Source organism: Streptomyces sp. FIT100, from assembly GCF_024584805.1.
Lineage (GTDB): Bacteria > Actinomycetota > Actinomycetes > Streptomycetales > Streptomycetaceae > Streptomyces.
This window is the reverse complement of record NZ_CP075715.1, coordinates 4,062,756-4,082,763: the sequence shown is the minus strand read 5'-3', so window position 1 is coordinate 4,082,763 and position 20,008 is coordinate 4,062,756. Positions and strand designations below refer to the sequence as shown.

General features: G+C 71.0%; 16 protein-coding genes. 6 read left to right on the top strand and 10 right to left on the bottom strand.

Annotation, left to right across the window (positions count from 1 at the left end; translation table 11 throughout):
- Nucleotides 1-136: 136 nt before the first annotated feature.
- Nucleotides 137-1,924 (bottom strand): aspartate--tRNA ligase, encoded by a 1,788-nt coding sequence (aspS, locus tag KK483_RS18330; protein ID WP_262006286.1) that lies wholly within the window; start codon nucleotides 1,922-1,924, stop codon nucleotides 137-139.
- A gap of 151 nt (nucleotides 1,925-2,075) precedes the next feature.
- Here aspS and KK483_RS18325 point away from each other — a divergent pair, with 151 nt between their 5' ends.
- Nucleotides 2,076-4,289 carry a SpoIIE family protein phosphatase gene (locus KK483_RS18325; RefSeq protein WP_262006285.1) on the top strand — a complete coding sequence of 738 codons (2,214 nt, stop codon included), beginning with the start codon at nucleotides 2,076-2,078 and terminating at the stop codon, nucleotides 4,287-4,289.
- Here KK483_RS18325 and KK483_RS18320 read toward each other — a convergent pair.
- The 4 genes from KK483_RS18320 to KK483_RS18305 all read right to left on the bottom strand — a co-directional run bounded on the left by KK483_RS18320 (nucleotide 4,211) and on the right by KK483_RS18305 (nucleotide 7,491).
- Nucleotides 4,211-5,335, bottom strand: a complete 1,125-nt coding sequence (locus KK483_RS18320; protein WP_262006284.1) for an AI-2E family transporter — start codon at nucleotides 5,333-5,335, stop codon at nucleotides 4,211-4,213. The genes KK483_RS18325 and KK483_RS18320 overlap by 79 nt on opposite strands.
- Nucleotides 5,336-5,425: 90 nt before the next feature.
- Nucleotides 5,426-6,388, bottom strand: a complete 963-nt coding sequence (locus KK483_RS18315; RefSeq protein WP_262006283.1) for a pirin family protein — start codon at nucleotides 6,386-6,388, stop codon at nucleotides 5,426-5,428.
- Between the two features lie 134 nt (nucleotides 6,389-6,522).
- On the bottom strand, nucleotides 6,523-7,032 hold the full coding sequence (locus KK483_RS18310) for an SseB family protein (protein WP_262006282.1): 510 nt from the start codon (nucleotides 7,030-7,032) through the stop codon (nucleotides 6,523-6,525).
- A gap of 105 nt (nucleotides 7,033-7,137) precedes the next feature.
- Nucleotides 7,138-7,491, bottom strand: a complete 354-nt coding sequence (locus tag KK483_RS18305; RefSeq protein WP_262006281.1) for a hypothetical protein — start codon at nucleotides 7,489-7,491, stop codon at nucleotides 7,138-7,140.
- Nucleotides 7,492-7,868: 377 nt separating this feature from the next.
- On the opposite strand from KK483_RS18305, the gene KK483_RS18300 reads away from it, so the two are divergent.
- From KK483_RS18300 to KK483_RS18290, 3 genes are all read left to right on the top strand, one after another.
- Nucleotides 7,869-9,695 carry an acyl-CoA dehydrogenase gene (locus tag KK483_RS18300; RefSeq protein ID WP_262006280.1) on the top strand — a complete coding sequence of 609 codons (1,827 nt, stop codon included), beginning with the start codon at nucleotides 7,869-7,871 and terminating at the stop codon, nucleotides 9,693-9,695.
- Nucleotides 9,696-9,773: 78 nt separating this feature from the next.
- Nucleotides 9,774-11,111 (top strand): M18 family aminopeptidase, encoded by a 1,338-nt coding sequence (locus KK483_RS18295; RefSeq protein ID WP_262006279.1) that lies wholly within the window; start codon nucleotides 9,774-9,776, stop codon nucleotides 11,109-11,111.
- Between the two features lie 80 nt (nucleotides 11,112-11,191).
- Complete coding sequence (locus tag KK483_RS18290) at nucleotides 11,192-11,422, top strand: DUF6458 family protein (protein WP_262006278.1); 231 nt, start codon at nucleotides 11,192-11,194, stop codon at nucleotides 11,420-11,422.
- 130 nt (nucleotides 11,423-11,552) lie between these two features.
- On the opposite strand, the gene KK483_RS18285 is transcribed toward KK483_RS18290, so the two are convergent.
- Both KK483_RS18285 and KK483_RS18280 read right to left on the bottom strand, forming a co-directional pair.
- Complete coding sequence (locus tag KK483_RS18285; protein ID WP_262006277.1) at nucleotides 11,553-13,397, bottom strand: NHL domain-containing thioredoxin family protein; 1,845 nt, start codon at nucleotides 13,395-13,397, stop codon at nucleotides 11,553-11,555.
- A 135-nt stretch (nucleotides 13,398-13,532) separates the two neighbouring features.
- Nucleotides 13,533-14,324, bottom strand: a complete 792-nt coding sequence (locus KK483_RS18280) for a carbon-nitrogen family hydrolase (protein ID WP_262006276.1) — start codon at nucleotides 14,322-14,324, stop codon at nucleotides 13,533-13,535.
- A gap of 167 nt (nucleotides 14,325-14,491) precedes the next feature.
- On the opposite strand from KK483_RS18280, the gene KK483_RS18275 reads away from it, so the two are divergent.
- On the top strand, nucleotides 14,492-15,316 hold the full coding sequence (locus tag KK483_RS18275; RefSeq protein WP_262006275.1) for a maleylpyruvate isomerase family mycothiol-dependent enzyme: 825 nt from the start codon (nucleotides 14,492-14,494) through the stop codon (nucleotides 15,314-15,316).
- Nucleotides 15,317-15,471: 155 nt separating this feature from the next.
- Here KK483_RS18275 and KK483_RS18270 read toward each other — a convergent pair whose 3' ends face one another.
- Both KK483_RS18270 and KK483_RS18265 read right to left on the bottom strand, forming a co-directional pair.
- Nucleotides 15,472-16,785, bottom strand: a complete 1,314-nt coding sequence (locus tag KK483_RS18270) for a nitrate/nitrite transporter (RefSeq protein WP_262006274.1) — start codon at nucleotides 16,783-16,785, stop codon at nucleotides 15,472-15,474.
- Nucleotides 16,782-17,423, bottom strand: a complete 642-nt coding sequence (locus KK483_RS18265; protein ID WP_262006273.1) for a GntR family transcriptional regulator — start codon at nucleotides 17,421-17,423, stop codon at nucleotides 16,782-16,784. Before KK483_RS18265 ends, KK483_RS18270 begins: the two co-directional genes overlap by 4 nt.
- A gap of 187 nt (nucleotides 17,424-17,610) precedes the next feature.
- Between KK483_RS18265 and KK483_RS18260 the strand changes: the two genes are divergently transcribed.
- A complete protein-coding gene (locus tag KK483_RS18260; protein WP_262009587.1) occupies nucleotides 17,611-18,489 on the top strand; it encodes a D-alanyl-D-alanine carboxypeptidase family protein in 879 nt (292 codons plus the stop codon).
- Nucleotides 18,490-18,574: 85 nt separating this feature from the next.
- Here the strand turns inward: KK483_RS18260 and KK483_RS18255 are convergent, their stop codons facing one another.
- Nucleotides 18,575-20,008, bottom strand: a complete 1,434-nt coding sequence (locus KK483_RS18255; RefSeq protein WP_262006272.1) for a dihydrolipoamide acetyltransferase family protein — start codon at nucleotides 20,006-20,008, stop codon at nucleotides 18,575-18,577.

The following is a 20,008-nucleotide window of genomic DNA, read 5'->3' as shown; positions in this document are numbered from 1 at the left end:
CGTGCCCGGCGCGAACGACTCGGAAGGAGCACGAAATGAACGCGGAGGAAGGCAGAAAACGCGAAAGACGCAGAAAGCACGGTCGAACGCCGAAGGGGCCCGGAACCTGTACGGTTCCGGGCCCCTTCTCACGGCCTCACTTGGTGGGCTTGTACGGCGTCGGCTTCGCCGGCCCCTTGTAGACGCTGATGTGGAGCTCCTTGAGGCGGGCGTCGTCGACCTCCGCCGGGGCGCCCATCAGCAGGTCCTGCGCGTTCTGGTTGAGCGGGAACGCGATCGTCTCGCGGATGTTCGGCTCGTCGGCGAGCAGCATCACGATGCGGTCGACGCCCGGGGCGATGCCGCCGTGCGGCGGGGCGCCGTACTGGAAGGCGCGGAGCATGCCGGAGAACTCGTGCTCCACGGTCGCCCGGTCGTAGCCCGCGATCTCGAACGCCTTGAACATGATCTCGGGCTCGTGGTTGCGGATCGCGCCGGAGGACAGCTCGACGCCGTTGCAGACGATGTCGTACTGCCAGCCGAGGACGTCCAGCGGGTCCTGGGTCTCCAGGGCCTCCAGGCCGCCCTGCGGCATCGAGAACGGGTTGTGCGAGAAGTCGATCCTGCCGGTCTCGGCGTCCTTCTCGTACATCGGGAAGTCGACGATCCAGCAGAAGCGGAAGACGTTGTCCTCGAAGTGGCCCGCACGGCGCGCGGCCTCCACCCGTACCGCGCCCATGATCTTGGAGACCTCCTCGACGTCCCCGGCGCCGAAGAACACCGCGTGGCCGGGCTTGAGGCCCAGGCGCTCGGTGAGGACCTTGACGTTCTCCTCGGTGAGGAACTTGGCGATCGGGCCGGACAGCGCGCCGTCGTCGCCGACGCGTACCCAGGCGAGGCCCTTGGCGCCCTGCTCGACCGCGTACTCGCCGAGCTGGTCGAAGAACTTCCGCGGCTGGTCCTGGACGCCCGGCACCGGCAGGGCGCGCACGTGCTTGCCCGCGAACGCCTTGAACTCGGAGCCCTCGAAGACATCGGTGATGTCGACGAGCTCCAGCTGGGCGCGCAGGTCCGGCTTGTCCGAGCCGTACTTCATCATCGCCTCGCGGAACGGGATCCGCGGGAACGGCGAGGTGACGTGGCGGCCGCCGCCGAACTCCTCGAAGAGCTCGGTCATCAGCTTCTCGACCGGCTGGAAGACGTCCTCCTGCTCGACGAAGGACATCTCGATGTCGAGCTGGTAGAACTCGCCCGGCGAGCGGTCGGCGCGGGCGTCCTCGTCGCGGAAGCAGGGCGCGATCTGGAAGTACCGGTCGAAGCCCGCGATCATCAGCAGCTGCTTGAACTGCTGCGGGGCCTGCGGCAGCGCGTAGAACTTGCCGGGGTTCAGCCGCGACGGCACCAGGAAGTCGCGGGCGCCCTCGGGGGAGCTCGCGGTGAGGATCGGGGTGGCCATCTCGTTGAAGCCGAGCGCGGTCATCTTGTGCCGGATGGCGGAGATGACGGCGGTGCGCAGCATGATGTTGCGGTGCATGCGCTCGCGGCGCAGGTCCAGGAAGCGGTACTCCAGGCGCCGCTCCTCGTTGACGCCGTCGTCCGTGTTGATCGTGAAGGGCACCTGGGCGGAGGCGCCGAGCACCTCGACCTCGGTGACCTCGATCTCGATCTCGCCGGTGGGCAGCTCCGGGTTGACGTTCTCCGCGCCGCGGGCGGAGACCTTGCCGTCGATGCGGACGGCGGACTCCTTGGTGATGTGGCTCAGCGCCTCGTTCGCCGGGGTGCCCGGGCGGGCGACCAGCTGGACGAGCCCGTAGTGGTCGCGCAGATCGATGAAGAGGATGCCGCCCAGGTCTCGGCGATTGTGCAGCCAGCCGCTCAGCCGGACGTCGGAGCCGACGTCAGAGGCGCGGAGCTCGCCGCAGGTGTGGGACCTGTACCGATGCATCGTCGATCATCCAGTCTTCGTCGCGATGGAGATGGGGGCAGACCCACCCAGGTTACCGTCCGGGTCGGGATCCCCCGGCCCCGCCAGGGATTCGAGGCCCTGCCGCGGAGCCGGGAGGTAAATGCCGCGTAAACGTGAATACAGTAGGAAAGTGCGCACCGAGGACGTCCTGGCCGCGATTGCGACCGGCGTGTGGAGCTGGGACAACGCCTCCGGGACGGTGACCCTCGACGCCGAGGCCGCCCGGCTGCTCGGGCTGCCGACGGAGGACTCCGGACTCCGGGAAGGCCCCGCCCCCGCCGGGAAAGGGTTCGTCACCCTGTCCCAGGCCGCCGTGCGCAGCCGCTTCCACCCGGTCGACTGGAACGAGATCTACGGGGTCGTCACGCTCGCGGCCGCCGAAGGCACCCTCGCGGAGGCCCGGATGCGCGTCGTGGACGCCGAGGGCCAGGTGCTGCGCACCGTGCGCAGCCGCTCCAAGCCGGTCGTCGAGAGCGGCGAGTACAAGCTCACCGGCACCCTCCAGGAGGTCGCCGAGCCACCGCCCGGCACCAGCGCCGCACGCACCCCCGTCACCGGCGACTGGCGCCGCAACCGCGAGGCGTTCCTGCTGGACGCGGGGTGGGCGCTGGCCGAGGCCCGGTCCACGGCCGAGGTGCTGCGGGTCGCCGCCTCCCTGTCGATGCCGGGCTTCTCGCCGGACGGACTCGCCGTCTTCGGGATCCAGGGCGACCGGCTGCGCGTCCTGGACATGCACGGATACGACCCGGCGGCCGGCGGCCCGTTCGCCGACATGCCGCTGGACACCGCCTACCCGGCCGCCGAGGTGATCCGTACCGGACGGGCGCTCTACATCCCGTCCCCCGCCGAGTACCGCAGGCGCTACCCGGCCATGTGGCCGCTGATCGAGCGCTACAAGCGCCATTCCTGGGCCTATGTCCCGCTGACCGTCGCGGGACGCACGATGGGCTGCTGGATGGCGGCCTTCGGGCATCCCGTCGCCTTCACCCCTGACGAGCGGTCGGTGCTCGGCACCGTCGCCCGGATGCTGGCGCAGGCACTGGCCAGGGCCGGGGTCGCGGAGAACGAGCGGGAGCTGTCGCGCGGTCTCCAGCGCTCGATGATGCCGTCGCTGGGGCCCGGCATCCCGGGCATGTCGGTGGCGGCGCGGTACGTGCCCACCGGCGGCGGGCTCCAGGTGGGCGGCGACTGGTACGACCTGATCCCCCTGCCGACCGGCCGGATCGCGCTGGTCATCGGGGACGTGCAGGGCCATGACGTACGGGCGGCGGGACTGATGGGCCAGTTGCGGATCGCCCTGCGCGCGTACGCCTCCGAGGGGCACCGCCCGGACGCCGTGCTCTCGCGCGCCTCGCGCTTCCTGGTGGGGCTGCACGAGTACGCGGAGAGCGAGACGTACGACGACGGGGACCCGGTCGGCCCGTTCAGCGGGCCGCGCTTCGCGACCTGCCTCTATCTGGAGTGCGATCCGGCCACCGGCACCCTCGACATCGCCCGGGCCGGGCACCCCGACCCGGCGATCCGGATGGCCGACGGGACGGTCATCATGCGGCCCACAGCCGGCGGACTGCCGCTCGGCATCGACCCGGACACCGACTACCCGACCACCCGGATCGTGCTGGAGCCCGGCGAGACGATCATGGTCTGCACGGACGGGCTGCTGGAGACCGGCGGGCACGACCTGGACAGCGGCTGGGAGCGGATCCGCGCCGTCCTGGAGGACCACCGCGACGACGGCGGAGCGCTGGAGCTGGAGAAGCTCGCCGACGCGCTCGTCCGGGCCGTGCACGGCCCGGCGTCCCACTACACGACCGGCCCGCTCGCCGACCGGCGCGAGGACGACATCGCCGTCCTGCTGCTGTCCCGGCACGGCAGGCCGCCCCGGCGCGCCCCGCGCCGCACGGCCCTCACCGTCGCCCAGGCCGACCCTGAGCGGATCGCGATCGCCCGGCAGCACCTGCGCGACCTGCTGCACGACTGGGCGGACGCGGAGCAGATCGACGCGGCGGTCCTGATGGTCTCGGAGATGGTCACCAATGTGCTCGTGCACACCGACGGCGACGCGCTGCTGGTGGCGGAGGCGGCGGGTGAGCGCGGCAGCAGGCGGCTGCGCGTGGAGGTCTCGGACGGCAGTGACGAGCTGCCGCACCGCCGGCGGCCCGGCGAGATGGCCTCGTCCGGGCGCGGTCTGCTGCTGATGGAGATGCTCGCGGACGTGTGGGGCGTGGACCCCCGAGGCGAGGGCAAGTCGATCTGGTTCGAGCTCTACGAGCCGGGGCCGGCGGACGGCGGCCCCGAGGTGCTGCCGGCGGGGCCCTCGGTGGGCTCGCCGACGGGTGTGTAGCGCTTGCGCAGTTCGCCGATCACACCGAAGGCGGCGGCGGTCAGGGGCACGGCGAGCAGCATGCCGAGGATCCCGGCGAGGCCGGCGCCCGCCGTGAGCGCCAGCAGGATGATCGCGGGGTGCATCTGGACCGTACGGCTCTGGATCATCGGCTGGAGGATGTGCCCCTCCAGCACCTGCACGGCGAGGACGACGCCGAGCGCCCAGAGCGCGATCACCCAGCCGCGGTCGGCGAGCGCGACGAGGACGGCGAGCGAGCCGGAGATGAACGCGCCGAGGTAGGGGATGTAGGCGAAGACGAAGACGAGCGCCCCGAGGCCGACGGCCCCGGGCACGCGCAGGATCAGCAGCCCGACGGTGATGCAGACGGCGTCGATGAGCGCGATCAGCGTCGTCCCGCGCATGAAGCCCTCGACCGCCCCGAAGGCGCGCCGCCCCATCGCCTCCACGGTGTCCCCGGTGGCGCGCGGCGCGAGGGAGCGCAGGGTGGCGACGGCGCGGTCGGAGTCGCGGAGGAAGAAGAAGATCAGCAGCAGCGCGAGGACCGCGATCGCGATCCCCTCGGCGACGACGCTCAGCCCGGAGATCACCCCGGAGGCGGCGGACCCGCCGAATTTGGCGAGCAGGTCCTTGGAGTTGGCCGCCAGGTCGTCGATGGAGGTGCCCAGGGCTCCGAAGTGCTCGGAGAGCGCCCGGGCGGCCTGCCGCACCGAGGCGATGATCTGGTCGCCGCTCTGGACCAGCGCGGTGACCACGACGTACCCCGCCCCGCCGACGACGGCGACCACGGCGGCGCAGGTCAGCCCCGCGGCGAGCGAGCGCTGCACCTTCATCGTGACCAGCCGCCGGTGGAGGGGGCCGAGGAGCGCCGTACCGAGCACCGCGAGCAGCGCGGGCGTGACGGCGGTCTTGAAGACGACGATCAGCCATACGCCGACGGCGCAGACCGCGGCGACGAGCAGCACGACCCCGCACCAGGCGGCGAGGCGCCGTACCGGGGTGGGCAGCAGGGGTTCGCGGGGCTGACGTGTCTCGCGGGGCTCCATCCGCCCAGCGGACCATATGCGCGGCGGCCCGTCCCGCCTGTCGGGCCGGACGGGTGACGCCGCGTCAGCTTCGGTGGTTCCGGGAGGGGATCACATCCCGTGGACCGCGGGGACGGTCCCCAGGCGCCCCTTCTGGAAGTCCTCGAACGCCTGCTGGAGCTCCTCGCGGGTGTTCATGACGAACGGCCCGTAGTGCGCCATCGGCTCCCGGATGGGCCGGCCGCCGAGCAGCACGATCTCCAGGTCGCCGTCGTGCGGACCGCCGCTCTGCTTGTCGTCGGCCCGCACGGTGAGCGAGCCGCCGTCGCCGAAGACCGCGGTCTGCCCCATGTGGACGGGGCGCCGCTCGGTGCCGACGGCGCCGCTCCCGGCGAGCACGTACGCCAGTCCGTTGAAGTCCTCGCGCCAGGGGATCGTGATCTGCGCGCCGGGGCGCAGGGTCGCGTGGATCATCGTGATCGGGGTGTGGGTGATGCCCGGCCCCTCGTGCCCGTCGAGCTCACCGGCGATGACCCGCAGCAGCGCGCCGCCGTCCGGCGAGGTGAGCAGCTGGACCTGGCCGCCGCGGATGTCCTGGTAGCGCGGGTCCATCATCTTGTCGGAGGCCGGGAGGTTGACCCAGAGCTGGAGTCCGTGGAACAGCCCGCCGGACATGACGAGGTCCTCCGGCGGGGCCTCGATGTGCAGCAGCCCGGAGCCGGCGGTCATCCACTGGGTGTCGCCGTTGCGGATGGTGCCGCCGCCGCCGTTGCTGTCCTGGTGCACGAAGGTGCCGTCGATCAGGTACGTGACGGTCTCGAAGCCGCGGTGCGGGTGCCAGGGCGTGCCCTTGGGCTCGCCCGGCGCGTAGTCCACCTCGCCCATCTGGTCCATCATGATGAACGGGTCGAGGTACTTGTAGTTGATCCCGGCGAACGCGCGTCGCACCGGGAAGCCCTCCCCCTCGAAACCGCCGGGCGCCGTGGTCACGGCGAGCACCGGCCGGGCGACGGCGTCGGCCGGCGCGGTGACGCGCGGCAGGGTGAGCGGGTTCTCGACAGTCACTGCAGGCATGGGACGACCTCCTTGTGCGACAAAGTTTAGTTGAACGCTGAACTTCTTGCCACCCGCAACACGAAACGCCCGGAGGGAATTCCCTCCGGGCGCTCCCGGATCCCGTGCCGCGCAAGCCGCACCCCGGCCGCACCTCAGCCGTACATGCGCCGCATCGCGAAGTCGACCATCTGCTCGACCGCCTTGGCGTCGAACACCATCCGGTGGTCGCCCTCCATGTCGAGGACGAAGCCGTAACCGGTCGGCAGCAGGTCGATCACCTCGGCGCCGGTGATCACGAAGTACTTCGACTCCTTGCCCGCGTACCGCCGCAGCTCCTTGAGCGACGTGAACATCGGGATGACCGGCTGCTGCGTGTTGTGCAGCGCGAGGAACCCGGGGTTGTCGCCGCGCGGGCAGTACACCTTCGACGTCGCGAAGATCTGCTGGAAGTCCTCCGCCGACATCGCCCCCGTCGTGAACGCCCGCACCGCATCGGCGAGCGACGGCGGCGACGGCTCCGGATACAGCGGCGGCTGCTGCCCGTACCCGGGCGGCGCCTGCTGCCCGTACCCCCCACCGGGCACGCCGGCCCCGGCCATCGGCTGCTGCGGCGGAGCGCCGTAGTGCTGCTGGGCACCGGGGTTCTGGTCGTAGCCGTACATGCCCCCAGCGTACCGATCCCGGGTGCCGCCCGGGCCCCGGCTCAGCAGGCACCGCGGTCGAGGCCCACGACGGGATCCACGCGCCGCGGGCCTCGACCAACTCTTCTACACCGTCAGGAATTTGGCGCTGCTGAGATCCCAGCCAGGCAGATTCCCCTTGGTTTCGGACCGCGTCTCGCCGGGCTGCATCACCAAGCGGTCACCGGTGCAGCCGGAGAACCGGTAGATGACCACCAAGGCATTCGTGTTGTTGTCGATGTCCGTCGTGCCGACCACCCCGGTGTTGTGACAGGCACAGTCGGCCGGGTCGTCTAATCGGGTCGAGGAGCTCTCTTCTCGCTCGGCATCGAACCCGTACACCTCGAAGGAACCCGTCGCAGCGGCTGCGGACGGACTGCCTGCGACCATCGGGATCACAGTCAGGGCGAGCGCGAGCGGGAGCATGATCAGTTTTCGCATCGTCATCCTTTCTCGACGTCAGGGGCGCGGGTCTTATTCGCCACAACGCCCCCACCAAAGGTCGGATTTTCCGACTTTGCTAGCACTCCCCCATTTTTCATGCCATAAACCGCATAACTACACATCAGCCACTGCTGTGGTCGGCACGGGGATCGGCACCTCCGCGCACCCCCCACCCGCCGTTGCGGCCGGCGGTGGCCGGCGGTGGCAGACGGCGGCAGACGGCGGCAGACACCCGGAACGTGCGGGACGCGTCACAGATGCGCGATCGGGGTTGCACGTTATTACCGACGGGTAGCATCATCGTGGCTACTAGTTGGTAGACGTACCGGCGTACGGTACGAGGAACCCTTCCGATCCCTTACGGAGCCGTCGCCATGGGGCACTACAAGTCGAATCTCCGCGACATCGAGTTCAACCTCTTCGAGGTCCTCGGCCGCGACAAGCTGTACGGCACCGGCCCGTTCGCGGAGATGGACGTCGACACCGCCAAGAGCATCCTCGACGAGATCGCCCGCCTCGCGGAGAACGACCTCGCGGAGTCGTTCGAGGACGCCGACCGCAAGCCGCCGGTCTTCGACCCCGCGACCAGCACCGCACCGGTCCCCGCCTCCTTCAGGAAGAGCTACCAGTCCTTCATGGACTCGGAGTACTGGCGGCTCGGGCTGCCGGAGGAGATCGGCGGCACCACCTCCCCCCGCTCCCTGATCTGGGCCTACGCCGAGCTGGTGCTGGGTGCCAACCCGGCGATATGGATGTACTCGTCCGGGCCCGCCTTCGCCGGGATCCTCTTCGAAGAGGGCAACGAGCAGCAGAAGGAGATCGCCCGGATCGCGGTCGAGAAGCAGTGGGGCTCCACCATGGTCCTCACCGAGCCGGACGCCGGCTCGGACGTCGGCGCCGGCCGCACCAAGGCCGTGCAGCAGGACGACGGCTCCTGGCACATCGAGGGCGTGAAGCGCTTCATCACGTCCGGTGAGCACGACATGTCGGAGAACATCCTCCACTACGTGCTGGCCCGCCCCGAGGGCCACGGCGCCGGCACCAAGGGCCTGTCCCTCTTCCTCGTGCCGAAGTTCCACTTCGACTGGGAGACCGGTGAGCTCGGCGAGCGCAACGGCGTCTACGCCACCAACGTCGAGCACAAGATGGGCCTCAAGGCGTCCAACACCTGCGAGATGACCTTCGGCGACCGGCACCCGGCCAAGGGCTGGCTGATCGGCGACAAGCACGAGGGCATCCGCCAGATGTTCCGCATCATCGAGTTCGCCCGCATGATGGTCGGCACGAAGGCGATCTCCACGCTGTCGACGGGCTACCTGAACGCGCTGGAGTACGCCAAGGAGCGCGTCCAGGGCCCCGACCTGGCGCAGTTCATGGACAAGACCGCGCCCAAGGTCACCATCACCCACCACCCCGACGTGCGCCGCTCGCTCATGACGCAGAAGGCGTACGCGGAGGGCATGCGCTCCCTCGTCCTCTACACCGCCGCCGTCCAGGACGAGATCGCCGTCAAGGAGGCCGCCGGCGAGGACGCCAGGACCCTGCACGGCCTGAACGACCTGCTCCTGCCGATCGTGAAGGGCTACGGCTCCGAGAAGGCGTACGAGCAGCTCGCCCAGTCGCTGCAGACCTTCGGCGGCTCCGGGTACCTCCAGGAGTACCCGATCGAGCAGTACATCCGCGACGCCAAGATCGACACCCTCTACGAGGGCACCACGGCCATCCAGGGCCAGGACTTCTTCTTCCGGAAGATCGTCCGCGACCAGGGCGCCTCGCTGAACCTGCTGGCCGAGGAGATCAAGAAGTTCCTCGCGGTCGGCACCGGCGGCGAGGAGCTGGCCGGCGCCCGCGACGCGCTCGCCAAGGCCGCCGTCGACCTGGAGGCGATCGTCGGCCGGATGCTCACCGACCTCACCGCCACCGGCGAGGACGTCAAGAACATCTACAAGGTGGGCCTCAACACCACCCGCCTGCTGCTGGCCTCCGGCGACGTCGTCGTCGGCTATCTGCTGCTGCGCGGCGCCGCGGTCGCCGCCGAGGCGCTGGAGACCGCATCCGCCAAGGACGCGTCCTTCTACCAGGGCAAGATCGCCGCCGCGAAGTTCTTCGCCGCGAACGTCCTGCCCGGCGTCTCGCTCGCCCGCGAGACCGCCGAGAGCGTCGACAACGAGCTGATGGAACTGGACGAGGCCGCCTTCTAGTCCTCCTGGTACATCCCCTCGTACGGGGGCCCGCTCCTCACCGGGAGCGGGCCCCCGTCCCTCGTTAAGGTGAGCAACATGAGCAGCGAACCCGCCCGCCTCGGAACCGCCCCCTTCGACCGCGGCCACACCGACGACCTCATGTCCTTCCTGGCGGCCTCCCCGTCGCCGTACCACGCCGTGGCCAACGCCGCCGCGCGCCTGGAGAAGGCCGGCTTCCGGCAGGTCGAGGAAGCCGACGCCTGGGACGCTGTGACATCAGCGGCTTCCGCCGCGGGCAGCGGCGGGAAGTACGTGCTGCGGGGCGGCGCGATCATCGCCTGGTACGTCCCCGAGGGCGCCGAGCCGCACACCCCGTTCCGGATCGTCGGCGCCCACACCGACTCACCCAATCTGCGGGTCAAGCCGCAGCCCGACATGGGCGCGCACGGCTGGCGGCAGATCGCCGTCGAGATCTACGGCGGACCGCTGCTCAACTCCTGGCTCGACCGCGACCTCGGCCTGGCCGGCCGGCTCTCGCTGCGCGACGGCACGAGCCGCCTCGTCAGCATCGACCGGCCGCTGCTGCGTGTGCCGCAGCTCGCCATCCACATGGACCGCTCGATCCACGAGAAGGGCCTCCAGCTCGACAAGCAGCGGCACATGCAGCCCATCTGGGGCCTGGGCGACTCCGTCGACGAGGGCGACCTGATCGCCTTCCTGGAGCAGGAGACCGGGCTCGCGGCGGGCGAGGTCACCGGCTGGGACCTGATGACCCACTCCGTCGAGCCGCCCGCCCACCTCGGCCGCGACCGCGAGCTGGTGGCCGGCCCGCGGATGGACAACCTGCTCTCCGTGCACGCCGGCACGGCCGCGCTCGCCGCCGTGTCCGCCCGCGGTGACCTCTCGTACATCCCGGTGCTCGCCGCCTTCGACCACGAGGAGAACGGCTCCCAGGCGGACACCGGCGCGGACGGCCCGCTGCTCGGCTCCGTGCTGGAGCGCTCGGTCTTCGCCCGCGGCGGCACCTACGAGGACCGGGCGCGCGCCTTCGCCGCCACGGTCTGCCTCTCCTCCGACACCGGCCACGCCGTCCACCCCAACTACGCGGAGCGCCACGACCCGACGCACCACCCGCGCGCCAACGGCGGCCCGATCCTCAAGGTCAACGTCAACCAGCGGTACGCGACCGACGGCAGCGGCCGCGCCGTCTTCGCGGCGGCGTGCGAGCGCGCCGGGGTGCCGTGGCAGACGTTCGTCTCCAACAACGCGATGCCGTGCGGCACGACGATCGGCCCCATCACCGCCGCCCGGCACGGCATCCGCACCGTCGACATCGGTGTGGCGATCCTGTCGATGCACAGCGTGCGCGAGCTGTGCGGGGCGGACGACCCGTACCTGCTGGCGAACGCGCTGGTGGCGTTCCTGGAGGACTGAGCCGACGTCAGCCCGCCTCCCCCGCTTAGGTGCCACGGGTCGGGGTACCCGGTGTCCCTAGCTGATTCCGGAGGTGAATCATGGGCTTGGGAGGCTGCATCCTGCTGATCGGTGCGGGAGCGATCCTCACCTTCGCGACCGACTGGGAGGTGGAGAGCGTCAACCTCGACGTGGTCGGGCTGATCATGATGGCGGTGGGCGTCATCGGCGTCGCCACGTTCACCAGCATCGCGCGACGGCGGCGGGCGGTGGTGCCACCGGTCGCACCGACGATCACCGAAGAGGGCCGCTCGACCGGCTACCCCCGCTGACGCGGCGTCCGGCACCCGCACTCACACCCGCACCGGCCCCGGCCCTGACAGGGCCGGGGCCGGTTTCCGTGCCGGGCCTGCGGGCCGGGCTTACCTCCGTACCGGGCTTCCGTGCCGGCCGTCGGAAGACCTACTCGCCCTCGTCCATGCCCGCGAGCACGAGCGCCAGCCGCGAGTCGCCCTCGGCCGTCACCCGGACCGGAACGCCCCAGTCCTGCTGGTGGACATGGCAGGCCGGGTACTCGTTCGCCGGGTCGTCGTCGCACGACGCCGCCATCGCCGAGACGTGCAGCACGCCCTCCGTCACCGCGGGGTCGAGCTCCAGCTCACGGAAGAGGTCCGTGCCCGCGCCATCACCGGTGGCGAGCAGCTCCGGCGGCGTCGAGGAGACCAGCAGCCGGGTGGAGGGGCCGTAACGCGTGTCCAGCTTCTGGCCGGCCGGGGCCTGGAAGACCACGTCCAGCCGCAGCGTGCCCGGGGCGACGGCGGTCGCAGCGCGCTGCGTGCGATGGGCGACCGCCTCGACCCGTACGGCCTCCTCCGGCAGCCGCAGCCGGGTCAGCCGGTGCCGGGCCGACTCGACGACCACGATCTCGTCACCGTCCAGCACGGCCGCGGACGGCTCGCGCAGATCGGTGGCGAGCGTCGTCACCTCACCGCTCGCCGGGTCGTAGCGGCGCAGCGCGTGGTTGTACGTGTCGGCCACCGCGACCGAGCCGTCCGGCAGCGCGGTGACGCCCAGCGGATGCTGGAGCAGCGCCTGGCCGGCGGCACCGTCCCGGTGGCCGAAGTCGAACAGTCCGGTGCCGACGGCGGTGTGGACGACGCCCTCGATGTCGATCCAGCGCAGCGCCGAGGTCTCCGAGTCGGCGATCCACAGCCGGTCATCGGTGGCGGCGAGCCCGGACGGCTGCGCGAACCACGCCTCGGCGGCCGGACCGTCGACGAGTCCCTCGTTGGTCGTACCGGCCGCCACCCCGACCGTCCCGCTCTCCGGGTCGTACGTCCACAGCTGGTGGACGCCCGCCATCGCGATCCACACCCTGCCCTGCCACCAGGCCACGTCCCACGGCGACGACAGATCCACCTCCAGGGCGGGCCCCGCCGTCGGCGACCCCTGCCACCACTGCCGCCCCGTCCCGGCGACCCGCTCGATCGCACCGGTCTCCGGGTCGTACGTGCACAGCGCGTGGTTCACCGTGTCGGCGACGATCACCTTGCCTCCCCCGGAGCCTCCGGCCTGGGAGGTACCCCCCGGCAGCAGCGCGAGCCCCTGCGGCTCCCGGAACTCCCCGTCCCCGATCCGCCGCACCACGGTCTCACCGTCCGCCGCCAGCTCGACCAGCTGATGCCGGGTCGAGTCGGAGACCAGGATGTTCCCCGACGGCAGCACGACGGCCTTCCCCGGAAACCGCAGATCGGTCGCGGCCGGCTCCGGCGGCACGTACGGCCCGTCGCCGCGCCGCAGCGTCCCCTTCGCCCCGTGCTCCACCTCCAGCTCCTCCACGAGCCGCTCGATGGCGTGCGCATGCCCCTCGCCCGCGTGCTGCGCGACGACGTACCCCTCGGGGTCGATGACGACCAGCGTCGGCCACGCCCGCACGGCGTACTGCTTCCAGGTCGCGAGCTCGGGGTCGTCGAGCACGGGGTGGTGCACCTCGTACCGCTCCACGGCGTCGACGACGGCCTGGTGATCGGCCTCGTGCACGAACTTCGGCGAGTGCACCCCGACGATCACCAGGGTGTCCCGGTGCTTCTCCTCCAACTCGCGCAGCTCGTCCAGGACGTGCAGGCAGTTGATGCAGCAGAAGGTCCAAAAATCCAAGATCAATGTGCGACCTCGGAAGTCGGCGAGCTTCAGGTCCTTCCCACCGGTATTGATCCAGCCGCCCTTGCCGATCAGCTCGGGGGCACGGACACGGGCACGCTTGCGGGGTGCGGGGGCGGGGGTGGGCGCCGGGGCAGCATCGTTCATGCTTCAAGCTTGCCATCCGCCCATGAGCACCGGCCGACCTGCGGGGTCAGCAGGACCGCGGTGCCTTCTTGCCGTGGACGGCGGTGTACTCCGCCACGGGCCCACGGACTCGGTGAGGTCGCCCGCGCCCCGTGGTCACCGAGGGGTCGGGAGGCCCAGGACGCGGTCCTTCAGGGCCGGGAACTGGTCGCGGGTCTCGGCCGGCTTCGTGGGGTCGAGGTCGACCGTGAGGATCTCCTCGTCCGGGCCGGCCTGCGCGAGGACCTCGCCCCAGGGGTCGACGACGAGGCTGTGGCCGGCCTGGGGAACGCCCCCGTGGGTGCCGGAGCAGCCGACGGCGAGGACGTAGGACTGGTTCTCGACGGCGCGGGCGCGGGCGAGGAGGGTCCAGTGGGCGCGGCGGCGTTCGGGCCAGCCGGCGGCGATGACGAGGGTGTCGGCGCCCGCGTCGACGAGGCCGCGGAAGAGTTCGGGGAAGCGGAGGTCGTAGCAGGTGGCGAGGCCGAGGGTGGCGTCGGGGAGGGCGACGGTGACGAGTTCGGTGCCCGCGGCCATCAGCACCGCCTCGCCCTTGTCGAAGCCGAAGCGGTGGATCTTGCGGTAGGCGCGGGCGAGCTCGCCGGCGGGGGAGAAGACGAGGGAGGTGTTGTAGAGCGCCCCGTCGGCGTCCCTCTCGACGATGGAGCCCGCGTGCAGCCAGACGCCCGCGTCGCTCGCCGCCTTCGCCATCGCCTCGTACGTGGGGCCTTCGAGCGGTTCCGCCTCCGTCGCGAACGACTCGTAGGCGAAGGCCCCGACGGGCCACAGCTCGGGGAGGACGACGAGATCGGCGCCGGCCTGCGCGCGTACGAGCGAGGCGGCGCGCTGCCTACGGGGATCAACCGATTCGTCCGGGTCTACTGCGATCTGAATGAGCGAGGCGCGCACACTACCACCGTCCTGGCATTCGAGTCGTCAACACGGGCCTACGATCGTCACACGAAAGCACTGCCGGGGTGCCCGGTGGCAGCGTACTGTTCTGTCCCGGGGTCACCCCCAAGACCCCCGGCAGAGCTGCCCAGCACCCAGCCCGCGCACAACCGCCGAGGGGTTCCGTGACCGTCCATCCCAGTCTCCAGACCTACGCCGACGCCTGGACCCACTCCATCGAAGCGATATCCGAGCTGGTGCAGCCGCTCGCGGAGGGTGAGTGGAACCGCGCAACGCCGTGCCCAGGGTGGTCGGTGCGCGACATCGTGTCGCATGTCATCGGCATGGAGTGCGAGATGCTCGGTGACCCCCGGCCGATCCACACGCTGCCCCGCGATCTCTACCATGTGCGCAGTGAGTTCTCGCGCTACATGGAGATGCAGGTCGATGTGCGCCGCCACCACACCGCGCCCGAGATGACCTCCGAGCTCGAGTACACGATCATCCGGCGGAACCGGCAGCTGCGCAACGAGAGCCGCTCGCCCGAGACCATGGTGCGCGCTCCGCTCGGCGCCGAGCAGACGCTGGAGCTGGCGTACCGGATGCGGGCGTTCGACGTCTGGGTGCACGAGCAGGATCTGCGGACGGCGCTCGGCAAGCCGGGCAACCTCGACTCCCCCGCCGCACTCGGCGCCCGCGACAACTTCCTCGCGGTCCTGCCGAAGGTCGTCGCCAAGGACGCGGGCGCACCGCCGAACTCCGCCGTGGTCTTCGACGTCAGCGGGCCCGTGGAGTTCCTGCGGACCGTCCGTGTCGACGCGGACGGGCACGGCACGATCGACGGAGCGCCGTCGCTGGGTCCTGCGGTGACGTTCGCGCTGGACTGGGAGACGTACGTACGGCTCGCCACGGGGCGGGTCAGGCCCGCGGCCGTCGCCGACCGGATCAAGGTCGAGGGCGACGCGGAGCTGGCGGCGGCCATCCTGGACTCGTTCGCGATCACGCCCTAGCGGTCGGCCTCGTCCGGACGGCCCAGTCCGGACGGCCTCGCCCGGACGGCCTCATCCCGGCCCGCCCGCCCGGATGGGGCCGTGCAGACAGGGCCGTGCGGACGGGCGGACCGAGCCCCGCCGGGCGAGCGCGCGGGGCCGAGCCGCACGGGCGGTCACACCGGTACGTGCACGGCCTCCACCCGGCTCGCCACCAGCCGTTCGCGCTCCCGCCGCGCCGTGCGCGCCCGCAGCCGCAGGATCTGCACGACGCCCAGCGCCTGAAGGACGAAGACGGACGCGAAGGCGATCCGGTAGTTGTCGCCGGTCATGTCCAGCAGCACGCCCACCGCGAACAACGTCGCCATCGAGGCGGTGAATCCGCCCACGTTGACGATCCCGGACGCCGTGCCCTGCCGCTCGGGCGGGTTCGCGGGGCGGGCGAAGTCGAAGCCGATCATCGAGGCGGGGCCGCAGGCGCCCAGCACCGAGCACAGGGTGACGAGGAGCCACATCGGCGCCTGGTCGCCGGGGTGGGCGAGGGTCATGGCCCAGACCGTCGCCGTCGCCCCGACGGTGCCGATCGCGAGCGGGGCCCTGGCCGCGTGGTGCCGGGCGATGATCTGGCCGTAGACCAGCCCCACGGCCATGTTGACGACCACGACCAGTGTGAGCAGTTCGCCCGCCGTGCGACGCGACAGGCCCTGTGCCTCGACGAGGAACGGCAGCCCCCACAGCAGCAGGAAGACCATGGCCGGGAACTGGGTGGTGAAGTGCACCCACATACCGAGCCGGGTGCCGGGCTCGCGCCAGGCCGCGGCGATCTGCCGGCGGACGAAGGCGGCCCCGGTGTGCCGGGCCGGGGCGGGCTCGTACCCCTCCGGATGGTCCTTGAGGAAGAGCAGCAGCAGGACGAGGACGACCACGCCGGCGATCGCGCTGCCGGCGAACGTGGCGGTCCAGCCGAGGCCGTGCAGCAGCCGGGCGATGAGCATCGTCGACACGAGGTTGCCGGCCATCCCGAACAGCGCGGCGATCTGGGCCGTCAGCGGCCCGTGCCGCGCCGGGAACCAGCGTGCGCCGAGCCGCAGCACGCTGATGAAGGTCATCGCGTCGCCGCAGCCGAGCAGCGCGCGGGAGGCGAGTGCCATGCCGTACGAGGGGGAGAACGCGAAGCCGAGCTGGCCCGCCGTGAAGAGGACGACGCCGAGGGTGAGGACCTTCTTGGTGCCGAGCCGGTCGACCATCAGGCCGACGGGTATCTGCATGCCCGCGTACACGAGCAGCTGGAGTATGGAGAAGGTGGAGAGCGCGGAGGCGTTGACGTCGAAGCGGTCGGCGGCGTCGAGTCCGGCGACGCCCAGCGACGTACGGAAGATCACGGCGACGAAGTAGACGGCGACGCCGATGCCCCAGACCGCGTAGGCGCGGCGGCCGCCGGGCGGGTCGCCCGGCAGTGAGAGGGGCAGGGCCCCGGATGAGCCGCTCATCCGGCCTCACCCCGGACCAGGACCTTGACCCAGCCCAGATGCTGCCGTACGCACGCGGCGGCGCCGTCGGCGTCGCCCGCTCGGATCCGGTCGAGGATCTCGGCGTGCTCGGTGATGTTCTTGGCGACCCGGTCCGGTCTGGCCTGCATCACGGCGACGCCCATGCGCAGCTGCCGGTCGCGCATCTGGTCGTAGAGCTTCGCGAGGATCTGGTTGCCGGCGTGGCGGACGATCTCGGCGTGGAAGCAGCGGTCGGTGACGGCGACCTCGGCGAGGTCGCCCGCGGCGGCCCGGCACCGCTGCTCCTCCAGGAGCTCCTCCAGCCGCGCGATCAGCGCGGGCGGTGCCGGGACGGCCTGGCGTACGGCGAACTCCTCGACCAGCAGCCGGGTTTCGACCACGTCCCTGATCTCCTGCGCCGAGACGGCGAGCACGAGGGCGCCCTTCTTCGGGTAGAGCTTGAGCAGCCCTTCCATCTCCAGCTTGAGCAGGGCCTCGCGCACGGGGGTCCGCGATACGCCGACGGCCTCGGCGAGCTCGCCCTCCGTGAGGAGCGTCCCGCCCTCGTAACGGCGGTCGAGGACCGCCTGCTTGATGTGCGTGTAGACGCGGTCGGCGGCGGCGGGGGCGGCAGGCATGCGCACAACATAGATACAACAAGGGTGCATCAAAAAATCTCGTCCGAATCGCGGGACGCGTGCATCCCTCCGGACCTCTCGTGCGTCTCTTCAGCGTGCGGCACTCCCATGTGCCCCGCGCACTATGACCAATTCGGGATCATCAGCTCATTTCGGAGCACACAACTTGAAGACAGGTATCAAGGGCATGCGGCTCGCTGCCACCGTGACCCTCACCGCTGGTGCCGTTCTCGCCGGCAGCGCATTCGCCGGCCAGGCCCAGGCAGCGGCCCCGCCGGTGCCCACGATCGCCGCCACGGGCGGCTACGTGATGAACAACAGCACCGGGGCGTCCCTTTACACCAAGGCCGCCGACACCCGTCGCTCCACCGGGTCCACCACCAAGATCATGACCGCGAAGGTGGTGCTGTCGCAGCCCAACCTCAACCTTGACGCCAAGGTCACGGTCCAGATGGCCTACAGCGACTACATCGTCTCCAAGAACGCCTCGTCCGCCCGCCTGATCGTCGGCGACAAGGTCACCGTCCGCCAGCTGCTCTACGGTCTGATGCTGCCGTCCGGCTGCGACGCCGCCTACGCGCTGGCCGACAAGTTCGGCACCGGCACCACCCGCGCCGCCCGCGTGAAGTCCTTCATCGGCAAGATGAACAAGGCCGCCGCGGACCTCGGTCTGCGCAACACGCGCTTCGACTCGTTCGACGGAATAAGCAATGGCTCGAACTACTCGACGCCGCGCGACCTGACGAAGCTCGCCAGCAACGCGATGAAGAACTCCACGTTCCGCGCCATCGTGAAGACGAAGTCGTACACGGCCAAGACCACGACGAAGACCGGCGGCACCCGCACTATGCCGACGTGGACCAACACCAACACGCTGCTGGGCACCTACAGCGGCGCGATCGGCGTGAAGACCGGCTCCGGCCCCCAGGCCAAGTACTGCCTGGTCTTCGCGGCGACCCGGAACGGCAAGACGGTCATCGGCACCGTCCTCGCCTCCACCTCCTCGACGCAGCGCACCACTGACGCGAAGAAGCTGATGGACTACGGCTTCAAGCGGCTGGGCTGACCCGCACGCACGCAAAGGGGGCCCGCCGCTTTCGCGGCGGGCCCCCTTCGTGTGTCCGTGCGTGCCTCTTCGTGTCAGGGCGTGGCTACGCCCAGGTGATGAGCCGCTTCGGGTTCTCCAGGACCGCCGCGACGTCCGCAAGCACCTTGGAGCCGAGCTCGCCGTCGACCAGCCGGTGGTCGAAGGAGAGCGCCAGCGTGGTGACCTGACGGGGCTTGACCTTGCCCTTGTGGACCCAGGGCTGGAGCTTGATCGCACCGACCGCGAGGATCGCGGACTCGCCCGGGTTGAGGATCGGCGTGCCCGTGTCGACGCCGAAGACGCCGACGTTGGTGATGGTCACCGTGCCGCCCTGCATGGCCGCAGGGGTGGTCTTGCCCTCGCGGGCGGTGGCGACCAGCTCGCCGAGCGCCTCCGCCAGTTGCGGCAGGGTCTTGTCGTGCGCGTCCTTGATGTTCGGCACGATCAGACCGCGGGGTGTGGCCGCGGCGATGCCCAGGTTGACGTAGTGCTTGAGCACGATCTCCTGGTTCGCCTCGTCCCAGGCGGCGTTGACCGCCGGGTTGCGCCTGATCGCGACGAGCAGCGCCTTGGCGATGAGCAGCAGCGGGTTCACCCGGAGCCCTGCCATGTCCTTGTCGGACTTGAGCTCCTCTACCAGCTTCATCGTGCGCGTCACGTCGACCGTGACGAACTCGGTGACGTGCGGCGCGGTGAAGGCGGACCCGACCATCGCGGCGGCCGTGGCCTTCCGTACGCCCTTGATGGGGACACGGGTCTCCCGGGCGCCGGGCACCGCGGCGGGCGCGGCGGCGGCAGCGGGAGCGGGGGCGGCGGCCACGGGCTCCGGAGCGCGGACGGGCGCCGGGGCGGCGGCCGCGGGGGCCGCCGCCGCGTGCACGTCCTCGCGGGTGATGATCCCGTCGGGCCCGCTGGGGACGACCGCGGCGAGGTCCACGCCGAGGTCCTTGGCCAGCTTGCGGACCGGGGGCTTGGCCAGCGGGCGGGCCGCGGCCGGCACCGCGACGGCGCCGCCGTGCCCGTTGAGCTCGGCCTGCACGGCGGCCTGGACCTGGGCGGCCTGCGCCTGCTCCGGCACCGAAGTGCCCTTGCGCGGGCGGCGCTTGGTCGAGGACTCGGCGACGCCGTACCCGACGAGCACCGGCTGGCGGCCGGTGGGCTTGGCCTCGGCCTCCGGCTCGGGGGCGGCCGGCTCGGCCGCGGGAGCGGGGGGCTCGGCGGTCTCCGACCCCGGAGCGACGTCCACGGTGATGATCGCCGTACCGACGTCCACCGTCGTGCCCTCGTCGAAGCGCAGCTCGTGCACGACGCCGTCGTACGGGATCGGCAGCTCCACCGCCGCCTTCGCCGTCTCGACCTCGCACACCACCTGGCCGTCGGTGACGCTGTCACCGGGCTTGACGTACCACTTGAGGATCTCGGCCTCGGTCAGTCCCTCGCCCACGTCGGGCATCTTGAACTCACGGAAGCGAGCCGCGTTCTCAGTCATCGTCGTCAC